This window comes from Flagellatimonas centrodinii (assembly GCF_016918765.2).
GTDB classification, from domain to species: domain Bacteria; phylum Pseudomonadota; class Gammaproteobacteria; order Nevskiales; family Nevskiaceae; genus Polycyclovorans; species Polycyclovorans centrodinii.
In genome coordinates this window covers 1,326,783-1,346,347 of record NZ_CP092104.1, presented here as the reverse complement: position 1 = coordinate 1,346,347, position 19,565 = coordinate 1,326,783, and the positions used below count along the sequence as shown (strand labels likewise).

The following is a 19,565-nucleotide window of genomic DNA, read 5'->3' as shown; positions in this document are numbered from 1 at the left end:
CGACCGGACGCATGCGGCCTATAAGCTGCGGACGGCCGCGAACTGGGCAACCACCGGCCCGGTGGGCTGGCCGGTGGGAGACCCGCCCAGCGGCTCGAGACTGACCGCCAGTACCGGACTGGGCGCCGGCGGCAGCGCCTCGACCACTCGCTGCAGTTCGCCACCGGACGGCAGCACGCCCAGCGACCGCGGGGTTCCGTCCGCACCAATCCACCACAGCTCGGCCGCCTGGTTCTGCGCCAGGGCCGGTGTCCCTTCAACTCGCACTTTCATCAGCCCGCCCTGCAATGGGACCGAGACCAGCCAGCGGCCGCCGTCTCCTTCGAGCGCGCCGATGTAGTGCGGTTGTGCCGCTGCGGTGAGGGTCGGTGCCGGCGGCACCTGTTGGACCTCGCGTACCAGCACGCCGCCCAGCACCATGGCCACCAGCGAGGCTGCCAACGCCAGAACACGCCAGCCGCGGCTGACGCCAGCCGGTGGCGGCGGCCCCGGACGGCGCGCCGTGAGCACCGGCGCGATCCGACCGTCGGCGGTCGCTGCGGCGGGGGCCGCTGGAACCACCTGCACCAACTGCCGGGCGATGGCCGGCCAGATGTGTGCCGGTGGGGTCTGTTCGGCGAAGCCGCGGTGCAGCCGGTGGAACTGCCGTTCCCACCACTGCACTTCAGCCGCCAGCGCCGGGTCCCGTTGCATCCGACGGCTGAAACCGCGACGCGCCAGGCCTCGCAGGGTACCGAGCACGTAGGCACCGGCGAGCTGCCGGCGGGCATTGAGGCTAAGTGAGCTCATGGGTCGAGACACTCCCGCAGGCGTGACAGCCCCCGGCGAACCCAGCTCTTGACGGTCCCCAGGGGACTGCTGAGCTGTGATGCCAGCTCGGAGTGGGTGTAGCCCTCGTAGTAGGCCAACAGCACTGATCGCCGCTGCTCATCGGGGAGTTCGGTCAGGCAGTCTTCCAGCCGATGCAGCTGCTCCTGGGTCTCGGCGTCGTCGGCCGGACCAGGCTCCAGATCGATGGGCTCCGGGCGGCCGCTGTCGTCGTCCAGCGAGAGATGTTCGCGTCGGGCACGCAGAAGATCCAAGGCACGGTACCGTGCGATGGTCATCATCCAGGCCAGAGGCGTGCCCTTGTCAGGTGCATACGACTCCGCTCGGTTCCAGATCTTGAGATAGCAATCCTGCAAGGCTTCCTCCGCCCAATCACGCTGCCGTAACATACGGACGAGCAGACCGAACAGATGCGATGAGGTTGCCTCGTACAGGCGGCGGAACGCCAGAACGTCACGTTCGGCGGTCGCACGCAGCAGCGCGACCAGCCGCTCCGTCTCCTCGGTCGCGGGTGGGGTGAATTGCATGGCTGGCACTATAGCCCAACATCGCAGCGGTCCGGCACCTGCCCGTACCTCGCTATCATGATGAACCCCGACCCGATTCCCCAACCCCGACCTGCAGGAGTGCTCCCATGTCCGGCGCGTATCCCCTGACCCGCCCGCGCCGGCTGCGGCAGGCGCCCTTCATTCGCGCGATGGTGCGTGAGACCCGACTGACCGCCGCCCACCTGGTGCAGCCGCTGTTCGTCGCCGAGGGCGCGCTCGCCGGGCCGATCGACAGCATGCCCGGCTGCGAACGGCTGACGTTGGAAGGACTGGCGACCACCGCCCAGCGCCTGCAGGCCCTGGGGATTCCCGCCATCGCGCTGTTCCCGGTGATCCCGCAGGCGCGCAAGAGCGACCGTGGCGAGGAAGCGCTCAACCCGGACGGCCTGGTGCCCCGCGCGATCGCCGCGGTCAAGCAGGCGGCGCCGACGCTGGGGGTGATCGTCGACATCGCGCTCGATCCCTACACGACTCACGGTCATGACGGACTGCTCGATGCGGCGGGGTACATCGAGAACGATGCCACCGTTGAAGTGCTGCGCAAACAGGCGTTGCTGTATGCCCGTGCCGGCGCCGACATGGTGGCGCCCTCCGACATGATGGACGGCCGCATCGGCGAGATCCGCCGCGTGCTGGAACGCGACGGCCTGCACCGGACCATGATCCTGTCGTACGCCGCCAAATATGCGAGCGCCTTCTACGGGCCGTTCCGCGACGCGGTGGGCTCCGCCCCCAACTTGGGCAAGGGCGGCAAGCAGACCTACCAGATGGACCCCGCCAACACCGACGAAGCCCTGCGCGAGGTCGCGCTGGACCTCGACGAAGGCGCCGACATCGTCATGGTGAAGCCGGGCATGCCCTATCTCGACATCATCCGCCGGGTAAAAGACCGCTTTGCGGTACCGGTGGCGGCCTACCAGGTCAGTGGCGAATACAGCATGCTGCATGCCGCCATTGCCCGCGACATGCTCGACGAGAAAGCGGTGCTGCTTGAAGCCCTGACCTGCCTGCACCGCGCCGGCAGCGACATCATTTTCTCCTACTACGCCGAGCGCGCCGCACGCTGGCTGCAGGACACACCGGCATGAAGCGCTTTGCGGTCATCGGCCATCCCGTGGCCCACAGTCGCTCGCCGCTGATCCATGCCCGGTTCGCCGAGGACACCGGACTGGCCCTGCAGTACGGCACCCTCGATATCGCGCCCGAGGCGCTGGCGGAACAGGTGCCGACGCTGTTTGCCGCGGGCTGGGACGGCTTCAATGTCACCCTGCCACACAAGGCGGCGGTCGCAGCGCTCTGTACCGAGGTGACGCCTCGCGCAGCGCTCGCTGGCGCGGTGAACACGCTGATCCGGGGGCCCGCCGGCTGGACCGGCGACAATACCGACGGCGCCGGGCTGCTCACCGACCTCGAGGTTCTGGGCATCATCGTCCGCGATCGTCGGGTCCTGGTTTTGGGTGCGGGCGGTGCCGCGCGCGGCATCCTCGGTCCGCTGTTGCAGGCCGGCCCCGCTGAACTGGTGGTCTCCAATCGCAACCCCTGGAAGCCGGAGGCGCTGGCGGACGCCTTCCGTTCGGTGGGGCCGCTGGTGCCTCGCACCCACCTGGCACTCAAGGGCGATCAGTACGACCTGGTCATCAACGCCACCTCGGCCGGTCACGGCGGCGGCATTCCCCGGCTGCCCGACGGCCTGCTGGCGACCGGGGCCGAAGCCTACGATCTCAGCTACGGCGTTGCCCATGCGCCGTTTGCCGACTGGGCGGTGGCGGCCGGCGCGCGCCGGGTGCATGACGGCCTGGGGATGCTCATCGAACAGGCGGCAGAGAGCTTCGAACGCTGGCACGGCATTCGCCCGCCGACCGCGGGTCTGCGCGCCGCCTGGGGGTCGGCCGACCGCCGCTAGATACTGCCGTTTTCGCGCTGCTGCGCTTCCACTTCGGCAATGCCCGGAGTGAACCAGCGCGAGGCGAAAATACCGACCTCGTACAACAGGTACACCGGCACCGCCAGCATCAGCTGCGAGATGACGTCCGGTGGCGTGAAAATGGCGCCGAGCACGAAAGCCCCGACCAGAACGTACTCGCGCACGCTCTTGAGTTTGGCCGGCGTGACGAAGCCGGTCCGCACCAGCAGCACGATCGCCACCGGGGTTTCGAAGGCGAACCCGAAGGCGATGAACAGGGTCAGCACGAAGCTCAGGTACTGGCTGATGTCGGTCATCACCGACACGCCCTCCGGCGCCATGCCGATGAGGAACCCGAACACCGTCGGCAGTACCAGAAAGTAGGCGAAGGCCACCCCGGAATAGAACAGCAGGGTCGATGACAGCATCAGCGGCGCGACCAGCCGCTGCTCGGTCTTGTACAGCCCGGGGGCAACAAACGACCAGATCTGCCACAAGGTCCAGGGCATCGACAGCAGGAACGCCGCCACCCCCGCCAGCTTGATCGGCGCGAAGAAGGGCGATGCGACCTCGGTGGCAATCATGCTGGTGCCCTCGGGCATCAGCGCGATCAGCGGGGTCGCCACCAGGGTGTAGAGGTCCTTGGCGAAGAAGGTGAGCGGCAGAAATATCAGCAGCACGCCCCAGACGATTTTGAGCAAGCGGTCGCGCAGTTCCAGCAGATGCGCGATCAGCGGTTGTTCGGTCCCGGTGGTTTCGCCGCTCATGGCTTGTCTGCAGGCGGCGGTTTGACGTCGGTCATCACCTTGTTGACGGCATCCCGAGTGGACCGCTCCTGCTCGTTGAGCAGCTTTTTGGCGTCTTCAAGCTGCTTGCGCAGATCGCTGGCCCGGGTCTCGCGATCCAGCTCGGCCGACAGGTTGCGCAGGTAGCCGCGGGCCTGACCGGTCCAACGGCCCACCGCACGCGCCACCGCCGGCAACTTTTCCGGCCCGAGCACGATCAGCGCGATGACCAGACAGATCGTCAGTTCGGTGAAGCTGATGTCGAGCATGGTCGGGGCCGGAGATCAGGCTCAGCTGTTCTGCTTGTGCTTCTGTGCCTCGTTGGCGGGCTCGTCGGTCTGATTGCGCGCCAGCTGCTCGGCCGTTTTCGGTGCGTCGGCCTCGCCTTCCTTCACCGAATCCTTGAAATTCTTCACGGCAGCACCGAGGTCTCCACCGGCATTGCGCAGCTTCTTGGTGCCGAAGACCACCAGCACGATGGCCAGAACGATCAACCAGTGCCAGACACTGAAAGTACCCATCTCACACCTCCTCCTGCGGCCGTGCGGCTTTTTCCGCATGGCCTGAAATACCGAACCGACGCGCCAGCTCGTCGGTCACCTGTTCAACCCGCAGCCCCTTGTGGGCCAGCAGCACCAGGGTGTGGAACCACAGGTCCGCCACTTCATGGACCAGCAGACCCGTGTCGGGGTTCTTGGCGGCGATCAGGGTCTCTGCCGCCTCTTCGCCGACCTTCTTGAGAATCACATCCTCGCCGCGGCGGTACAGGCTGGCCACGTAGGAGTCGTCCGCCTGCGCGTGCTTGCGGTCCTCCAGCACGCCTTGCAGTGCGCTCAGGACCTCTCCCGGATTCATCAGTGTATGCCCTCTCGGTGACGGTCCGGCGACAGCTTACACCTGCCACCGCAGCTGAACCCGTACGGATTACTGGCGGATGCGGACACCCTTGCCGGCCAGATACGCCTTGGCTTCACCCACGGTGTGGGTGCCATGGTGGAAGATGCTGGCCGCCAGCACCGCGTCGGCGCCGCCATAGGTCAGCCCCTCGTAGAGATGCTCCAGCGCGCCAACGCCGCCGCTGGCGATGAGCGGGACGGTCACGGCATCGCTGATCGCGCGCAACAGCTCATGGTCATAGCCGGCCTTGGTGCCATCGCGGTCCATGCTGGTCACCAGCAGCTCGCCGGCGCCGTAGCGCACCATCCGCGCGGCCCAGTCGACCGCGTCCAGCCCGGTCGGCTTGCGGCCGCCGTGGGTGAAGATCTCCCAGCGCGGCGGCTCCTTCTTCTTGTTCACGCGCTTGGCGTCGATCGCCACCACGATGCACTGCACACCGTAGCGGTCACTGGCCTCGGTGACGAACTCCGGCCGCTCGACGGCAGCGGTGTTGATGCTGACCTTGTCGGCACCGGCCGACAGCAGGGCGCGGACATCGGCACAAGTGCGCACGCCGCCGCCCACGGTCAGCGGGATGTAGATCTCGCGGGCGACCGCTTCGACCGTCTGGAACAGGGTGGGGCGATCCTGTGAGCTGGCGGTGATGTCGAGAAACACCAGCTCGTCGGCCCCCTGCTGGTCATAGCGGTGCGCCACTTCGACCGGGTCACCGGCGTCGCGAATGTCCTCGAACTTGACGCCCTTGACCACGCGGCCGCGGTCAATGTCGAGACAGGGAATGATGCGTTTGGCAAGCATGGGATATCAGAGCCCGTGGGGGGTGCCGAACAGCGTCGGCACTCAGGCGCTTTCCTGAACGACCTTGATCGCCTCGGACAGCGTAAAGCCGCCTTCGTAGAGCGCCCGCCCGATCACCGCCCCGGCGACACCGTCACCTTCCAGCGTGGTGAGCCGGCGGATGTCGTCCAGCGACGACACGCCGCCGCTGGCGAAGACCGGGGTATTGAGGCTGCGGGCAAGGTGCCCGGTAGCTTCGTCGTTGAAACCGCCCATCATGCCGTCGCGGCCGATGTCGGTGTAGATGATCGCCTCGACGCCGTCGCGCTCGCAGTGCTGAGCGGTCTCCACCACGTCGTGACCGGTGATCTTGGTCCAGCCGTTGAGGGCCACACGTCCGTCCTTGGCATCGAGGCTGACGATGATGTGCCGCGGGTACTCGATGCAGAGGTCGTGCAGGAAGTGCGGCGCGTTGACCGCCTTGGTGCCGATGATGACGTACTGCACCCCGGCGTCGAGGTACCGCTGCACGGTTTCCTCATCGCGGATGCCGCCGCCGACCTGCACTGGAATGTTGATCGCGGAGGTGATCGCCTCCACCACCTTGAGGTTGAGCGGCTGCCCCTTGAGCGCACCGTCGAGGTCGACGACATGAAGACGTTCGGCCCCCTCGTCGACCCAGCGCTGGGCCATGCTCACGGGGTCATCGGAAAAGACAGTGACATCGTCCATCCGGCCTTGGCGCAGGCGGACGCACTGGCCATTTTTGAGGTCAATCGCAGGGATGAGCAGCATGAGCTGAGCAGGCAGCAGTCGGGTGAGAAATGGGGAGGCGGTTCGGGGGCGTTCTCAAACGCCCGTTTCGGTCGTCGGTGCAGGAGTCAGCGGTCAGGGCCTGACGAGACGCAAGCGTGCCCCAGCGAGCAGGCCAGCGCAAGCCGGTCGTGGCAGGTCATGGCGACCAGGTCACGAAGTTCGACAGCAATGCCATGCCCATCGCCTGACTCTTCTCGGGGTGAAACTGGAAGGCGACAATATTGTCGCGCGCCAGCGCCGACGGAAATTCATGGATGTAGTCGGTGGTGCCCAGCGCATGCGCCGGGTTCTTCAACCGCGCGTGGTAGCTGTGGACGAAGTAGAACCAGCTGTCATCGGGAACGCCGTCCCAGATCGGATGCGGTTGCGTCTGGCGCACCCGGTTCCAGCCCATGTGCGGCACCTTCAGGCGTTCATACGCGGTGTCGGCGGGCGGGTCGGGGAAGCGCACCACCTCGCCCGGGAACAATCCGAGGGCGTCGACCCCGCCGTTCTCCTCGCTGCGGTCCATCATCACCTGCATGCCGAGGCAAATGCCCAGCAACGGCTTGGTGGCCGCCGCCTCCAGCACCAGATCATTGAGTTCCAGCCGCCGCAGCTCGTTCATGCAGCTGCGCACGCCCCCGACGCCGGGGAGCACCAGCCGGTCGCACTTGAGCAGGACCTCGGGGTCGTATGACACCTCCACCCGGGTCGCACTGCAGACCCGCTCCAGCGCCTTGCCAAGCGAGTGCAGGTTGCCCATGCCGTAGTCGATGACGCCAATGGCCGCCATAAGATGAATCCTGGGGAAACCCGATCCGAGCGGCTTACAGCACGCCCTTGGTGGACGGCATCGCGCCGCCGGCGCGCGGGTCGGGCGCGGCCGCCATGCGCAGGGCACGGCCGAACGCCTTGAACACCGTCTCGGCGATGTGATGGCTGTTGCGACCGCGCAGGGCATCGACGTGCAGGGTCACCTGCGCGTGGTTGACGAAGCCCTGGAAGAACTCGCGGAACAGGTCGACATCGAAATTACCGATGCGTGCACGGGTGAAGTCGACGAACCACTCCAGACCGGGGCGGCCCGAAAGGTCGAGCACCACGCGGGACAGTGCTTCGTCGAGGGGCACATAAGCGTGGCCATAGCGCACCAGACCTTTCTTGTCGCCGATGGCCTGCGCAAACGCCTGGCCGAGGGTGATGCCGATGTCCTCGACCGTGTGATGGTCGTCGATGTGACGGTCGCCCTTGGCTGTCACCGTCAGGTCGACCAGCCCGTGCCGGGCCACCTGATCCAGCATGTGGTCTAGGAACGGGATCCCGGTATCCAGACGGGCAGCACCGCTGCCATCGAGGTTGATTTCAACCTCGATGCGGGTTTCCAGCGTGTTGCGGCTGAGACTGGCGATACGAGCGGACATGGGCCCGGGGGCTGTCAGGAAGCCGCGTAGGATACTCCGCAGGCCTTCAAACGCAAGCCGGGCGAACGTTTGCCGGTGGCTCCGGGGCGCCGGCCGGTGCTGTTCAGGCTTCCAGCCAGAAGGTGACCGGTCCGTCGTTGACCAGGTTCACCTGCATGTCGGCCCCGAACCGGCCCGCTGCCACCACCGGGTGTTGCGCCCGGGCCCGATCCAGCAGTTCGCCGAACAGATGCCGGGCCAGCGCCGGCGGCGCGGCGGTGGAAAAGCCGGGCCGGGTCCCGCGCCGGGTGTCGGCCGCCAGTGTGAACTGTGGCACCAGCAGCAGCCCGCCGCCGATGTCGCGCAACGCCAGGTTCATGCGTCCGGCCGCATCTTCGAAGACGCGATAGCTCAGCAGCCGTTCGAGCAGCCGCGCCGCCCGCCCGGCGTCGTCGGCCGGCTGCACGCCCACCAGCACCAACAGGCCCTGGTCGATGGCCCCCACCGTCTCGCCCGCGACCTCGACCGCAGCCGACCGCACCCGCTGGATCAGGCCGATCATCGGCAATCTCCTACACCGGCCATCGCCTCCGGCCACATCCCGCACGCAGGCCGGTCGCTACACTCGACCGGCCAGAATTGAACGATTGGCCAATGGCCGCTTCGGTTCCGGCACATGGTTTTACTTCCTCCCTTTGGCCCGGTCAGCGACCGGGCCTTCTTTATGTCTGGACGATCGGCCCCACCGCCGGTGTACCCTTTGCGCGGCATGAATGCCGACAAGACCTAAAGCCGAGGGGAGACGCGATTCCATGAAACGCCGAGACATGCTGCTGGGACTGGCCGCCGGAGGCGCCGCGCTGGCCGGGTGCAAGCCCTCCGCCCAGAGCGACTGCGCGACCGCCGCCGCCAGCGACAAGGCGCAACGAATCGACTGGCGCATGTATACCACCTGGCCGAAGAACTTCCCCGGCCTGGGCACCGGCGCCAACCGGCTGGCAGAGCGCATCACCCAGATGTCGGGCGGGCGCCTCACCGTCACCGTCTATGGTGCCGGCGAGCGGGTGCCAGCGCTGGAAGTGTTCGATGCGGTCTCGCGGGGCAGCGCGCAGATGGGCCATGGCGGCGCCTACTACTGGAAGGGCAAGGCCCCCGCCGCCCCCTTCTTCTGCAGCGTGCCGTTCGGCTTCACCGCACAGGAAATGAATGCCTGGCTCTATTACGGCGGCGGTATGGAGTTGTGGCGCGAACTCTACGCGCCCTTCAATCTGGTGCCCTTCGATGCCGGCAACACCGGCACCCAGATGGGCGGCTGGTTCCGCAAGCGGATCGAGTCTGTCGCCGACCTCAAGAACCTGAAGATGCGCATGCCAGGGATGGGCGGTGAAGTCCTCGACCGCCTGGGGGTCACCACGGTCAACATTCCCGGCGGCGAACTGTTCACGGCGTTGTCGAACGGCACCATCGACGCCACCGAGTGGGTGGGGCCCTACAACGATCTCGCCTTCGGTCTCCACAAGGCGGCGCCCTACTATTACTACCCGGGCTGGCATGAGCCCGGCGCCTGCCTCGAAGCCATCGTCAACGCCGATGCCTGGGCCGCGCTGCCGGATGACCTGAAGAGCATCGTCGCCACCGCCTGCGAATCCACCTCGCACACCATGCTGGCGGAGATGACTGCCCGCAACCAGGCGGCGCTCAAGACCCTGGTCGAGGAACACGGGGTGACCGTGCTGGCCTTCCCCGACGATGTGTTGGCCGCGTTGCGCGAGACCTCGGAAACGGTGATCCGCGAGGCGGCCGAAGCGGATGCGTTCACCGGCCGGGTGTTTGCTTCCTACGATGCCTTCCGCCAGCAGGTGATGCAGACCACCCGCATCAGCGAGCATGCCTATCTGAACGCCCGGGATGCATGACCCGCGAGGGTCGGCGGCACGCCCCGCCGGCCCCGCCGCAAGGGCTTGAAGCCTGCGGCGGAATCCGCATCATCGACACCCCGGGGCGGGAACTCCCGCCGCGCCGACGCGTCTATCACCGCGTCATCCACCCAGAACGAAGAATATCGGCATGGATCACGAAATCCTCATCGAAGCACGCGGCCTGACCCGTCGCTATGGCCCGCAGACCGCCGTTGAAGACCTCTCCCTGACCTTGCGCAAGGGCGAGGTGCTCGGCCTGCTGGGCCCCAACGGCGCCGGCAAGTCCACCACCATGAAGATGCTGACCGGCACCCTGGCCCCCAGCGCCGGCACCGTCGCCATCAAGGGGGTCGCCCTCGCCGACGACCCGAAGAAGGCCAAACAGGCCCTCGGCTACCTGCCCGAACAGCCGCCGGTCTATGGCGAGCTGACGGTCGACGAATACCTCGATTTCGCCGCCGGCCTGCACGGCCTGCGCGGCGCCCCGCGGCGCGAGGCGGTAGCCTCCGCCAAGCAAGACTGCGGCCTCACCGACGTGAGTCGGCGGCTCATCAGCAACCTGTCGAAGGGCTACCAACAGCGGGTGGGGCTGGCGCAGGCCATCATCCACCGGCCGCCGGTGATCATCCTCGACGAACCCACCGTCGGGCTCGACCCGATCCAGATTCGCGAGATCCGCGCCCTCATTGCCGATCTCGGGCGCAACCATTCGGTGATCCTGTCCAGCCACATCCTGCCGGAGATCCAGGCGGTGTGTTCGCGGGTGATGATCATCGCCCGTGGCCGAGCGGTCTACGACGAACCGGTGCGGCCGGAGGGCGCCGACCGGTTGGAAACGCTGCAGTTGCGGCTGCGGCGCCCGCCACCGGCCGAGGTGCTGGCCGGTTTGCCGGGCATTGCCGGGGTCGCCGCAACCGGCGAGGGCAGCTTCCAGCTGCGCTGCAACGACGGCGAGGACCCGCGGGAGGCGCTGGCCGCTGCTGCCGCCGAACGTGACTGGGGGCTCTACGAGCTGCACGCCCAGACCCGCACCCTCGAAGACATCTTTGTTTCCCTCACCTCCAGCGATACGCCGAGGCTGGCCGCATGAACACCCTGACCATCGCCCGCGCCGAATTGCGGCGCATCTTTCTCTCTCCCCTGGCCTGGGCCGTGCTCGCGGTGGTCCAGCTGCTGCTGGGCTTCGTCTTCGTCAACGTGCTGTTCGAGTACATCACCAACCCGTTTCCCGGCGAACAGTTCGGTGTCTCCGATGTGGTGGCCGGCCAGGTGTTCGGCTTTGCCACCATCCTGGTGCTGCTGATCATGCCGCTGATGACCATGCGGCTGTTCGCCGAGGAACGGAAATCCGGCACCCTCACCCTGCTGCTGTCGGCGCCGGTCTCGCTCAGCGAGATCGTGCTCGGCAAGTTTCTCGGGGTGATGGGCTTCGTGCTGGCGCTGGTCGGGCTGGCGGCGCTGATGCCGCTGTCACTGATGCACGCCACCAATCTTGACCTCGGCCGGGTTGCGGCCGGCCTGTTGGGCCTGTTGCTGCTGATGATGGCGTTTGCCGCCGCCGGGCTGTTCGTCTCCTCGTTGACGCGTGAACCCACCATTGCGGCCGTCGGCAGCTTCGGTCTGCTGCTGCTGGTGTGGCTGATCAACATCCTCAGCTTCAACGACGGCATGCCGTTCGCCGAGGTGTTCGCCTACCTGTCGCTGATCGACCATTACGAAAGCCTGCGGCGCGGCGTTTTCGATACCGCCGACGTCGCCTACTACCTGCTCTTCACCGCCCTGTTCCTGGGGTTGACCGTGCAACGGCTCGACCTCGAACGGCAATAAAGGAACGCGCCGATGAAAACCCAAGGATTGCAGAAACTCACCGGGATCGGCCTGTTCGTCGCCGTGATCGTGCTGCTCGGCTGGCTGTCGGTCCGCTTCAGCACCGCGATGGACTGGACTGCCGGCGGTCGCAATAGCCTGACCGCCGCCAGCGAGGCGCAGCTGGCGTCCATGCCCGAACCGATCATCTTCCGTGTCTTCGCCTACTCCGGCGATCCGATCCGGCAGAGCGTCACCGCCGATCTCGAGCGCTACACCCGCGCCAAGCCGGACATCGAGTTGAGCTTCATCGACCCCAGCACCAACCCGCAGGCGGTGCGCGAATTCGAGATCCGCCAGCCCGGCCAGATCGTGGTCGAGTATCAGGGCCGCCGCGAGACCATCACCGGCACCACCGAACCGCTGGTCACCACCGCGCTGCAACGCCTCGCCTACGGTGGCGAGCAATGGGCCGTGTTCGTCGGTGGCCATGGCGAGCGGCCGCTGGAAGGGGACGACAACCAGTTGGCGCTGTCCGGTCTCGCCGCCGTACTGCGCGACAAGGGCCTCAAGGTGCAGGGCCTGAATCTGGTGCAGACGCCGCAGATTCCCGAGAACACCAGCGTGCTGGTGCTGGCCAGCCCGGAGAAGGACTACCTGCCCGGCGAAATCGAGCTGATCCGCCAGTACGTCGCTGACGGCGGCAATCTGCTGTGGCTGGCCGATCCCGATACGCCAACCGGTCTGGCGCCGCTGGCCGACGATCTGGGCCTGCGCTGGCTCGACGGCTACGCCATCTTCCCCGAATACCAGTTGCTGGGCACCGGCCACCCCGGCTTCTTTGCCGCCATCAGCTACCCAGAAAACCCGGTCACCCGCGGCATGGACCAGGTCACCCTGTTCCCACTGGCGCGGGCCCTGGCACTGACACCACCCGAGGGTTGGCAGCAGCAGGCCCTGCTGGTGACCAGTGAGGCCGCCTGGCTGGAGACCGGCGATATCAGCGGCGGCACGGTGGCGCTGGATGACCTGGATATCCCCGGCCCGCTGACCATCGGTGCCACCCTGACCCGCTCCCTCGGCGAGGGCGATGACGCCCGCACCCAGCGGGTGGCGTTGATCGGCGACGCTGACTTCCTCAGCAACGCCCATCTGGTGGAGCTCGGCAACCAGGCGCTGGCGCTCAACCTGCTGCAATGGCTGGCCTCCCGTGATGCCCAGCTCAACATCGACGTGCCCGCCGCGCCCGATACCGTCATCACCCTTGGCGCCATCGGCTCGAAGGTCATCGTGGCCGGCTTCGTCGGCGTGCTGCCGCTGTTGCTGCTCGGCTTCGGCGTCAGCCGCTGGCTGGTGCGCCGGCGTCGCTGAGGTCAACCATGAAACGTACCCATCTCAATGGCCTGCTGTTGCTGGCGGTGGCCGGGCTCGGCGCCGCGGTGTGGTTCAGCCGCGAGCAGGTCGAGCCGGTTGAACCGCTGACGCCGCTCACCGAAGCGGCGATCACCCGTCTCGAGGTTGCCCACACCGGCAAGCCGGCGATCCGGCTTGAACGCGAAGGCGAGGGCCCCTGGCAATTGGTGGCCCCGGTGCAGGCCCGCGCCGACAACCTGGAGGTGAACGGCATCCTCAGTGTCGCCAGCCTGCCGGTGAAACGCGCGGTCGATGCCAGCGTCGATCGCGCCGTGGTCGGCCTGGCGCCGCCGCAGTACACGGTGACGCTCAATGACCGGTCCCTCGCCTTTGGCGGCATGGAGCCGCTGGCGTTCCAGCGCTATGTCGACACCGGCGATCGCGTGGTGCTGGTCGACGACCCGCCCAGCGCCGCGCTGGATGCCGACTACAGTGACCTTGTCAGCAAGCAACTGGTGGCCCCCGAGGCCACGCTCGTGGCCATCGAAACGCCCGACCTGACCCTCACCGAAACCGACGGCATCTGGCAGGCCGACCAGCACCCGCAGGCCAGTGCCGACCGCATGATGGCGGTGGTCAATGGCTGGCGCGAGGCGCAGGCGATGTGGAACGGCGCGCTCGAAGACGATGCCGAAGCCCCCACCGAATTCGTCACGCTGCGCTTCGCCGATGGCCGCCAGCAGCGGTACGGCATCGCCCGCCGCGAACCGCAGTTCGAACTGGTGGACCTCGAACGTCGGGTGCGGCATACCCTGTCGCGGGCCCTGGTCGACACGCTGTTGCAGTTGCCGGCCGAAGCAGCGCCGGCCGACGACGCCAGCGCCGGCTGACCGTCCGCCATGCCGGAACTGCCCGAGGTCGAGACGGTTCGGCGGGGTGTCACCCCCCATGTGACCGGGCAGCGGATCGAATCCGTCACCGTGCGCGACCGGCGGCTGCGCTGGCCGGTCGAGCCCGGGTTGGAGCAGCGGCTGACCGGCCAGACCATTACCGGCACCGACCGCCGCGGCAAGTATCTGCTGCTGTTGCTGGATTCCGGCGACCGGCTGATGGTGCACCTGGGCATGTCCGGCCGGCTGTTCGTGCTGACGCCGGAGGTCCCGCTACGCAAGCACGACCATGTCGACCTGCAACTGTCCGGCAACGTGCTGCTGCGCCTGCACGACCCGCGCCGCTTCGGTGCCGTGCTGCTATGGCCGGGCGATGCCGCCGGCCATGTGCTGCTCGATCATCTCGGCCCCGAACCGTTCGATCCGGCGTTCAATGGCGACTACCTGTTCCAGCGCTCACGCCGGCGCAGCGGCCCGGTCAAAAGTTTCCTGATGGACGGCGAGACGGTGGTGGGCGCCGGCAACATCTACGCCGCAGAGTCGCTGTTCCGGGCCGGTATCCGCCCCAGCCGCGCGGCCGGCAAGGTGACCCGTCGCGAATACCACGCACTGGCTGAAGCGGTGAAGGCGGTGCTGGAGGCCGCTGTCATCCAGGGCGGTACCACCCTGCGCGACTTCGCCGGCGCCCACGGCGAGTCGGGCTACTTTCAGCAGGACCTGTTCGTCTACGGCCGCGGCGGCGCCCCCTGCCGCACCTGCGGCACCCCGATCCGGCTGTCCCGCATCGGTCAGCGCGCCAGCTGCTACTGCCCGCGCTGTCAGCGGTGAGGCGCCTTTGGCGCCGTGACAGGTGATTGGGCAAGTCTCAGCGATTCCTGCACATGCGCTTTCACTTGGCGTAAGTCCAACCGACGGTAAGCCACTGCGTCGACACCTGTTCTTCACTCGCCAGCAACGGTTTCGCCCTACTGGGCGAGTCACTTTTCTTTGCTTGTGCAAAGAAAAGTAACCAAAAGAAAGCACACCCCGAGGCGTGTCCCGGCTGTCGCCGGTGCTCTGCGCTGCTCACGTGCTCGGGGTCGGTCTGAGACGACATCCTGTCGTCGCATCCCTCAGCCGGACATCGTGTCCGGCTGACCCCTGTGCGCGCTGCGCTGCTCGGTCCACGCCAAGGGGCCCCAGAAGCGAAAAGCGTCCTGGTCCGGTCGCTGTGGCTTTTCGTCCCGTTAGAGGGCGCCGGACGGTCTGACGAGCGCAGGGGAGCGCGGGACACGATGTCCCGCTCAGGGCCATCGCGGCAGGAGCCGCTTTGGCCCGGCCCCGAGCACGGTGAGCCTTGCCGTTTAGCGAGCACAGCTCGCTGGCGGGGCGAACGCCCGGACATGGATGTCCGGGCCGGGGTCGGTGCGAGAGATGACGTGTCGTCAGGATGACCGGCGCGAGGTGTGTCCGAAGTGCGCAGCCGGCGCCCTCTCCGGGTGCCCTTTCTTTTCGTCTCTTTTCTTTTGGGCAAGCAAAGAAAAGAGACCCGCCCAGCAGGGCGGAACCGTTGCAACCGAAATAGGAAAGCGTGTCGACGAAGTTCCATCCTCAGAGCCGACGCCGCTTTTGGGGTTTGCCGCGAATGCACCTTGGCATTGGCCATCCTGGCGACACATCACCTCGCTAATCCACTCCGGCCCCGGCTTCCATGCCGGGTCGTGAGCCCCGCCAGCGAGCAGTGCTCGCTAAACGGCGGAGCTCACCCAGCAGGGCGAAACCCGTGCGATCAAATCAAAGTGGCTTTTCGACAAGGTGCGGTAATCCCCCCATTTTTAACGGCATTCAGAAGTGGAGCTACGCAGCGGCAGCAAGCCGCTGCATGGGGGTAATGCCACCAAGTGCCATATTTGGCCTTTCGTGATTGTACGACCAGAGCCAGTCGGTGGCGGATTGCTGCACCTGCTCGATGCTGTGAAACAGGTGTTGACTCAGCCAGTCGTAGCGTACGGTTCGGTTGTAGCGCTCGACATAGGCATTTTGCTGCGGCTTTCCCGGCTGGATGTATTCGATGCGGATGCCTTTCTCCCTGGCCCAGGTCATGAGCGCGCCACTGATCAGTTCCGGGCCGTTGTCGCACCTCAGGACCCGCGGTGTGCCGCGCCATTCGATGATCTGCTCCAGGCTGCGGATAACCCGTGTCGATGGCAGCGATAGATCCACTTCGATCCCGAGCCCTTCCCGGTTGTAGTCATCCAGCACGTTGAACAACCGAAAGCTGCGGCCGTCACTGAGCTGGTCGTGCATGAAGTCCATCGACCAGACCTCGTTACATGCCAGCGGTACTGTCAGGGGCCGCGGCAGCTGTCGCAGCAGCCGCTTCTTCGGTTTGATGCGGAGATTGAGCTCCAGTTCGCGATATATCCGGTAGACGCGCTTGTGGTTCCACCCGAACCCCTTGACGTTGCGCAGGTACAGGAAGCACAGCCCAAAGCCCCAGTTGCGGTAGGTACTGGTGAGCCGCACCAGCCAATCGGCAATGCGCACGTTTTCAGGCTCGGCTTTGGCTTGGTACCGGTAGCAGGTCTCGCTGACCTGAAAGGTCACACAGGCCTGCCGGATGCTGATCGCCTTGGAAGTTACCGCCCATCGGGCCATCTCTCGGCGCTGAGATGGCCTCACCATTTTTTTGACAGCGCTTCCTTCAGCAGCTCCGCGCTCATCTGGGACTCGGCGTACATCTTCTTCAGCCGCCGGTTCTCGTCCTCCAGCTCCTTCATCCGGGTGAGCTGCGAGACGTCCAAGCCGCCGAACTTCGACCGCCACTTGTAGAACGTCGCCGAGCTGATGCCGTGCTCCCGGCACAGCTCAGGCACGGGCGCGCCACCTTCTGCCTGCTTCAACACCGCCATGATCTGGCTGTCGGTAAATCGTGATTTCCGCATGGGAACCTCCTCGACTCAGGTTACGAGAAAATTCCACTCCCGGCTGCCGCTATCCTGTGGGGGGATTACCCTAAATTCAACCGTGCAGTTAATGCTGAGACTTGCCCCGTGATTGGTGATTCGTTGGAATCAACCACACTCGGTCCGGTCGCTGTTGCCTTTCCCCATTGCGGGCGCCAGCCTCACGTTTGCTCTGGACCAATCCGTCACATACCCTGCGGTATGTTCAACCGTGGAGCCCCGTCGATGACTGCCCTGCTGTCCAGCCCGCTGACCCTGCCCTGTGGCGCCACCCTGCCCAACCGCCTGTGCAAGGCGGCGATGACCGAGGGCCTCGCCAACCCGCAACTGCAGGCGACGCCGGAACTGGAGACGCTCTACCGCCGCTGGTCGGAAGGCGGCGCCGGGCTGTTGCTGACCGGCAATGTGCAGATCGACCGCCGGGTGCTGGAGCGCCCCGGCAATGTGGCCATCGACAACAACGGGGGCGAAGCCGCACTGCGCGCCTGGGCCAAGGCCGGCACCGTCAACGGCAATCATCTGTGGATGCAGATTTCGCACGCCGGGCGGCAGTCCCCGCGGTATGTGACCGGGCGTCCACTGGGGCCCTCGGCGGTCCAGCTCGACATGCTGGGCAACTACGCCAAACCGCGTGCCCTCACCGAGGACGAGATTCTCGACTTCATCCAGCGCTTTGCACGGGTGGCGGTCACCGCCCGCGACACCGGCTTTACCGGGGTGCAGGTGCACTCGGCGCACGGCTATCTGCTGTCGTCGTTCCTGTCACCGGTCACCAACCGCCGCACCGATGCCTGGGGCGGTAGCCTGGAGAATCGCGCCCGTTTCCTGCTGGAAACCCTGCGTGCGGTCCGCAAGGCGGTGGGCGACGACTTCCCGGTGGCGCTCAAGCTGAACTCCGATGACTTCCGCAAGGGCGGCTTTTCAAACGAAGACTGCCTGCAGGTGGTGGAGTGGCTCAACAGCGAACGCGTGGACCTGCTGGAGATTTCCGGCGGCACCTACGAGCAGCCGCAGCTGCTGGGCTTTTCCGGCAAGGCCGACAGCGCCGCCCCGCAGCGCGCCAGTACCCGCGCCCGCGAGGCCTACTTCCTTGATTACGCGGAGGGCATCCGCAAGGTGGCGAAGATGCCGATGATGGTGACCGGCGGCTTCCGCACCACGGCGGGCATGGAGGCGGCGCTGCAGGAAGGCCACTGTGATGTCATCGGCCTCGGCCGGCCGCTGTGCACCGATACCGATGCCCCGGCCCGCGCCCTGCGCGGCGAACTGCCGGTGATGCCAGCCTACGAGAAGACGCTGAAGCTGGGGAACGCCCGCTGGCTCAGCGGCGCCAGCCCGATCTTCCTGTTCAAGATTCTCAACGTACTGGGGCAACAGGGTTGGTACTACCAGCAGATCGCCCGGCTCGGCCATGGCCAGGCACCGGACCTCGGTCGTGGCGTGCTGAAGGCGTTCTTCGCGTACCTGTGGGACGAGTACAAGACCGCCTTCCGCGTCTGGCGCGCACGCTGATCCCCACCGGAGCTTCGCATGCAGATCGACACCCGCCTTCCCGTGATGATCACCGGCGCCACCGGCTATGTCGCCGGCTGGGTGGTCAAACGGCTGCTCGAACAGGGCCTCACCGTGCATGCACCGATCCGTGACCCGGACGACACCAGCAAACGGCAGTACCTGGATGCGCTGGCCGCCGAACTGCCCGGCAGCATCCGCTACTTCAAGGCCGATCTGCTGACGCCGGGTGCCTATGCCGAGGCGATGGCCGGCTGCCAGGTGGTGTTCCACACCGCCTCGCCGTTCAAGACCCACGTTCGGGATGTGCAGAAAGAGCTGATCGAACCGGCGCAGCTCGGCACTCGCAACGTGCTCGACACCGTCAACGCCACCGCCAGCGTGCGGCGCGTGGTGCTCACCAGCAGTTGCGCGGCGATCTTTGGCGACAGCGCCGACCTCGCCACCACCCCGCGCGGGGTGTTCGACGAAACCGTGTGGAACACCAGTTCCTCGACCACCCATCAGCCCTACTCCTATTCCAAGACACTGGCCGAGCGCGAAGCCTGGAAGATCCATGACGGACAGCAGCACTGGGACCTGGTCACCATTAACCCGGCACTGGTGGTGGGGCCGGGGATCAATCCCTTTGCCACCTCCGAAAGCTTCGCCCTGGTGCGCCAGCTGGGCGACGGCTCGATGAAGCCCGGCGTGCCCGACCTGCGGATCGGGGTGGTGGACGTGCGCGAGGTGGCCGACGCCCATGTCCGCGCTGCCTTCACGCCGTCGGCGTCCGGTCGCTACATTCTGTCGGGCCAGGATGCCAGCCTGCTCGACCTCGCCGACGCCCTGCGCCCGCGCTTCGGCGACCGCTTTCCGCTGCCGCGCCGCACCCTGCCGAAGTGGCTGGTCTGGCTCAGCGGACCGCTGGTCAACAAGGCGCTGACCCGCAAGATGGTGACGCGCAACATGAACCTGCCCTGGCGCGCCGACAACCGCCGCAGCCGCGAGGATCTGGGGATCACCTATCGCCCCCTGGCCGCGTCGATGAACGACTTCTTCCAGCAGCTGGTGGACAGCGGACAGTTCAACAAACCCTGAACGCCCAAGCTGCCGCGACGGGGTTCGTCGCAGCCAGACCTGTACAACCACCGACCCCACCGCCTCCCGACGGCCTGTCCCCGAAATCGGGGACACGGGCGGTGCTAGCCTTCGGGTCCCGTCT

Annotated in this window: 22 protein-coding genes; 10 read left to right on the top strand and 12 right to left on the bottom strand. The window is 66.6% G+C overall.

All coding sequences use genetic code 11. The annotated features are described in order from the left end of the window. Positions 1 to 18: 18 nt before the first annotated feature. Both JN531_RS06365 and JN531_RS06360 read right to left on the bottom strand, forming a co-directional pair. A complete protein-coding gene (locus tag JN531_RS06365; RefSeq protein ID WP_228348021.1) occupies positions 19 to 789 on the bottom strand; it encodes an anti-sigma factor in 771 nt (256 codons plus the stop codon). Next, entirely contained in the window at positions 786 to 1,355 is a 570-nt protein-coding gene (locus JN531_RS06360; RefSeq protein ID WP_228348020.1) for a sigma-70 family RNA polymerase sigma factor, read from the bottom strand. Before JN531_RS06360 ends, JN531_RS06365 begins: the two co-directional genes overlap by 4 nt. Before the next feature lie 107 nt (positions 1,356 to 1,462). On the opposite strand from JN531_RS06360, the gene hemB reads away from it, so the two are divergent. Together hemB and aroE are read left to right on the top strand one after the other, a co-directional pair. Next, positions 1,463 to 2,464: a porphobilinogen synthase gene (gene hemB / locus JN531_RS06355; RefSeq protein WP_228348019.1), complete on the top strand. Its 1,002-nt coding sequence runs from the start codon at positions 1,463 to 1,465 to the stop codon at positions 2,462 to 2,464. After that, on the top strand, positions 2,461 to 3,279 hold the full coding sequence (gene aroE, locus JN531_RS06350; protein WP_228348018.1) for a shikimate dehydrogenase: 819 nt from the start codon (positions 2,461 to 2,463) through the stop codon (positions 3,277 to 3,279). The genes hemB and aroE overlap by 4 nt, the downstream gene beginning before the upstream one ends. Here aroE and tatC read toward each other — a convergent pair. The 9 genes from tatC to dtd all read right to left on the bottom strand — a co-directional run bounded on the left by tatC (position 3,276) and on the right by dtd (position 8,498). Next, positions 3,276 to 4,046: a twin-arginine translocase subunit TatC gene (gene tatC / locus JN531_RS06345; RefSeq protein ID WP_228348017.1), complete on the bottom strand. Its 771-nt coding sequence runs from the start codon at positions 4,044 to 4,046 to the stop codon at positions 3,276 to 3,278. The two genes, aroE and tatC, sit on opposite strands and share 4 nt — an antisense overlap. Further along, positions 4,043 to 4,333: a Sec-independent protein translocase protein TatB gene (gene tatB / locus JN531_RS06340; RefSeq protein ID WP_228348016.1), complete on the bottom strand. Its 291-nt coding sequence runs from the start codon at positions 4,331 to 4,333 to the stop codon at positions 4,043 to 4,045. Before tatB ends, tatC begins: the two co-directional genes overlap by 4 nt. 21 nt (positions 4,334 to 4,354) lie before the next feature. Further along, positions 4,355 to 4,585 carry a Sec-independent protein translocase subunit TatA gene (tatA, locus tag JN531_RS06335; RefSeq protein ID WP_228348015.1) on the bottom strand — a complete coding sequence of 77 codons (231 nt, stop codon included), beginning with the start codon at positions 4,583 to 4,585 and terminating at the stop codon, positions 4,355 to 4,357. 1 nt (position 4,586) lies between these two features. After that, positions 4,587 to 4,919 (bottom strand): phosphoribosyl-ATP diphosphatase, encoded by a 333-nt coding sequence (locus JN531_RS06330; RefSeq protein ID WP_228348014.1) that lies wholly within the window; start codon positions 4,917 to 4,919, stop codon positions 4,587 to 4,589. 69 nt (positions 4,920 to 4,988) lie between these two features. Further along, positions 4,989 to 5,759, bottom strand: coding sequence for an imidazole glycerol phosphate synthase subunit HisF (gene hisF / locus JN531_RS06325; protein WP_228348013.1), 771 nt, complete (start codon positions 5,757 to 5,759; stop codon positions 4,989 to 4,991). A gap of 42 nt (positions 5,760 to 5,801) precedes the next feature. Further along, complete coding sequence (gene hisA / locus JN531_RS06320) at positions 5,802 to 6,533, bottom strand: 1-(5-phosphoribosyl)-5-[(5-phosphoribosylamino)methylideneamino]imidazole-4-carboxamide isomerase (RefSeq protein WP_228348012.1); 732 nt, start codon at positions 6,531 to 6,533, stop codon at positions 5,802 to 5,804. A 157-nt stretch (positions 6,534 to 6,690) separates the two neighbouring features. Continuing rightward, the gene (hisH, locus tag JN531_RS06315) at positions 6,691 to 7,329 is read right to left on the bottom strand and encodes an imidazole glycerol phosphate synthase subunit HisH (protein ID WP_228348011.1); all 639 of its coding nucleotides are present in this window, start codon (positions 7,327 to 7,329) and stop codon (positions 6,691 to 6,693) included. Between the two features lie 34 nt (positions 7,330 to 7,363). Next, positions 7,364 to 7,957: an imidazoleglycerol-phosphate dehydratase HisB gene (gene hisB / locus JN531_RS06310; protein WP_228348010.1), complete on the bottom strand. Its 594-nt coding sequence runs from the start codon at positions 7,955 to 7,957 to the stop codon at positions 7,364 to 7,366. Between the two features lie 103 nt (positions 7,958 to 8,060). Further along, positions 8,061 to 8,498, bottom strand: a complete 438-nt coding sequence (gene dtd / locus JN531_RS06305; protein ID WP_228348009.1) for a D-aminoacyl-tRNA deacylase — start codon at positions 8,496 to 8,498, stop codon at positions 8,061 to 8,063. Between the two features lie 250 nt (positions 8,499 to 8,748). Between dtd and JN531_RS06300 the strand changes: the two genes are divergently transcribed. From JN531_RS06300 to mutM, 6 genes are all read left to right on the top strand, one after another. Next, positions 8,749 to 9,852: a TRAP transporter substrate-binding protein gene (locus tag JN531_RS06300; protein ID WP_228348008.1), complete on the top strand. Its 1,104-nt coding sequence runs from the start codon at positions 8,749 to 8,751 to the stop codon at positions 9,850 to 9,852. A gap of 151 nt (positions 9,853 to 10,003) precedes the next feature. Then, positions 10,004 to 10,945, top strand: coding sequence for an ABC transporter ATP-binding protein (locus JN531_RS06295; RefSeq protein WP_228348007.1), 942 nt, complete (start codon positions 10,004 to 10,006; stop codon positions 10,943 to 10,945). Beyond that, positions 10,942 to 11,682 (top strand): ABC transporter permease, encoded by a 741-nt coding sequence (locus tag JN531_RS06290; protein ID WP_228348006.1) that lies wholly within the window; start codon positions 10,942 to 10,944, stop codon positions 11,680 to 11,682. The genes JN531_RS06295 and JN531_RS06290 overlap by 4 nt, the downstream gene beginning before the upstream one ends. 12 nt (positions 11,683 to 11,694) lie before the next feature. Next, complete coding sequence (locus JN531_RS06285) at positions 11,695 to 13,032, top strand: GldG family protein (RefSeq protein WP_228348005.1); 1,338 nt, start codon at positions 11,695 to 11,697, stop codon at positions 13,030 to 13,032. A gap of 8 nt (positions 13,033 to 13,040) precedes the next feature. Then, positions 13,041 to 13,904: a DUF4340 domain-containing protein gene (locus tag JN531_RS06280; RefSeq protein WP_228348004.1), complete on the top strand. Its 864-nt coding sequence runs from the start codon at positions 13,041 to 13,043 to the stop codon at positions 13,902 to 13,904. 9 nt (positions 13,905 to 13,913) lie between these two features. Beyond that, a complete protein-coding gene (gene mutM / locus JN531_RS06275) occupies positions 13,914 to 14,732 on the top strand; it encodes a bifunctional DNA-formamidopyrimidine glycosylase/DNA-(apurinic or apyrimidinic site) lyase (RefSeq protein ID WP_228348003.1) in 819 nt (272 codons plus the stop codon). Positions 14,733 to 15,740: 1,008 nt separating this feature from the next. Here mutM and JN531_RS06270 read toward each other — a convergent pair. Then, a protein-coding gene (locus JN531_RS06270; RefSeq protein ID WP_228347576.1) for an IS3 family transposase occupies positions 15,741 to 16,828 on the bottom strand; the annotation gives its coding sequence in 2 pieces (ribosomal slippage) (positions 15,741 to 16,576 and positions 16,576 to 16,828; 1,089 coding nt in all). A gap of 246 nt (positions 16,829 to 17,074) precedes the next feature. Here JN531_RS06270 and JN531_RS06265 point away from each other — a divergent pair. Then, entirely contained in the window at positions 17,075 to 18,361 is a 1,287-nt protein-coding gene (locus tag JN531_RS06265) for an NADH:flavin oxidoreductase/NADH oxidase family protein (protein WP_228348002.1), read from the top strand. A gap of 18 nt (positions 18,362 to 18,379) precedes the next feature. Next, positions 18,380 to 19,441 carry an NAD-dependent epimerase/dehydratase family protein gene (locus JN531_RS06260; protein ID WP_228348001.1) on the top strand — a complete coding sequence of 354 codons (1,062 nt, stop codon included), beginning with the start codon at positions 18,380 to 18,382 and terminating at the stop codon, positions 19,439 to 19,441. Positions 19,442 to 19,565 lie beyond the last annotated feature (124 nt).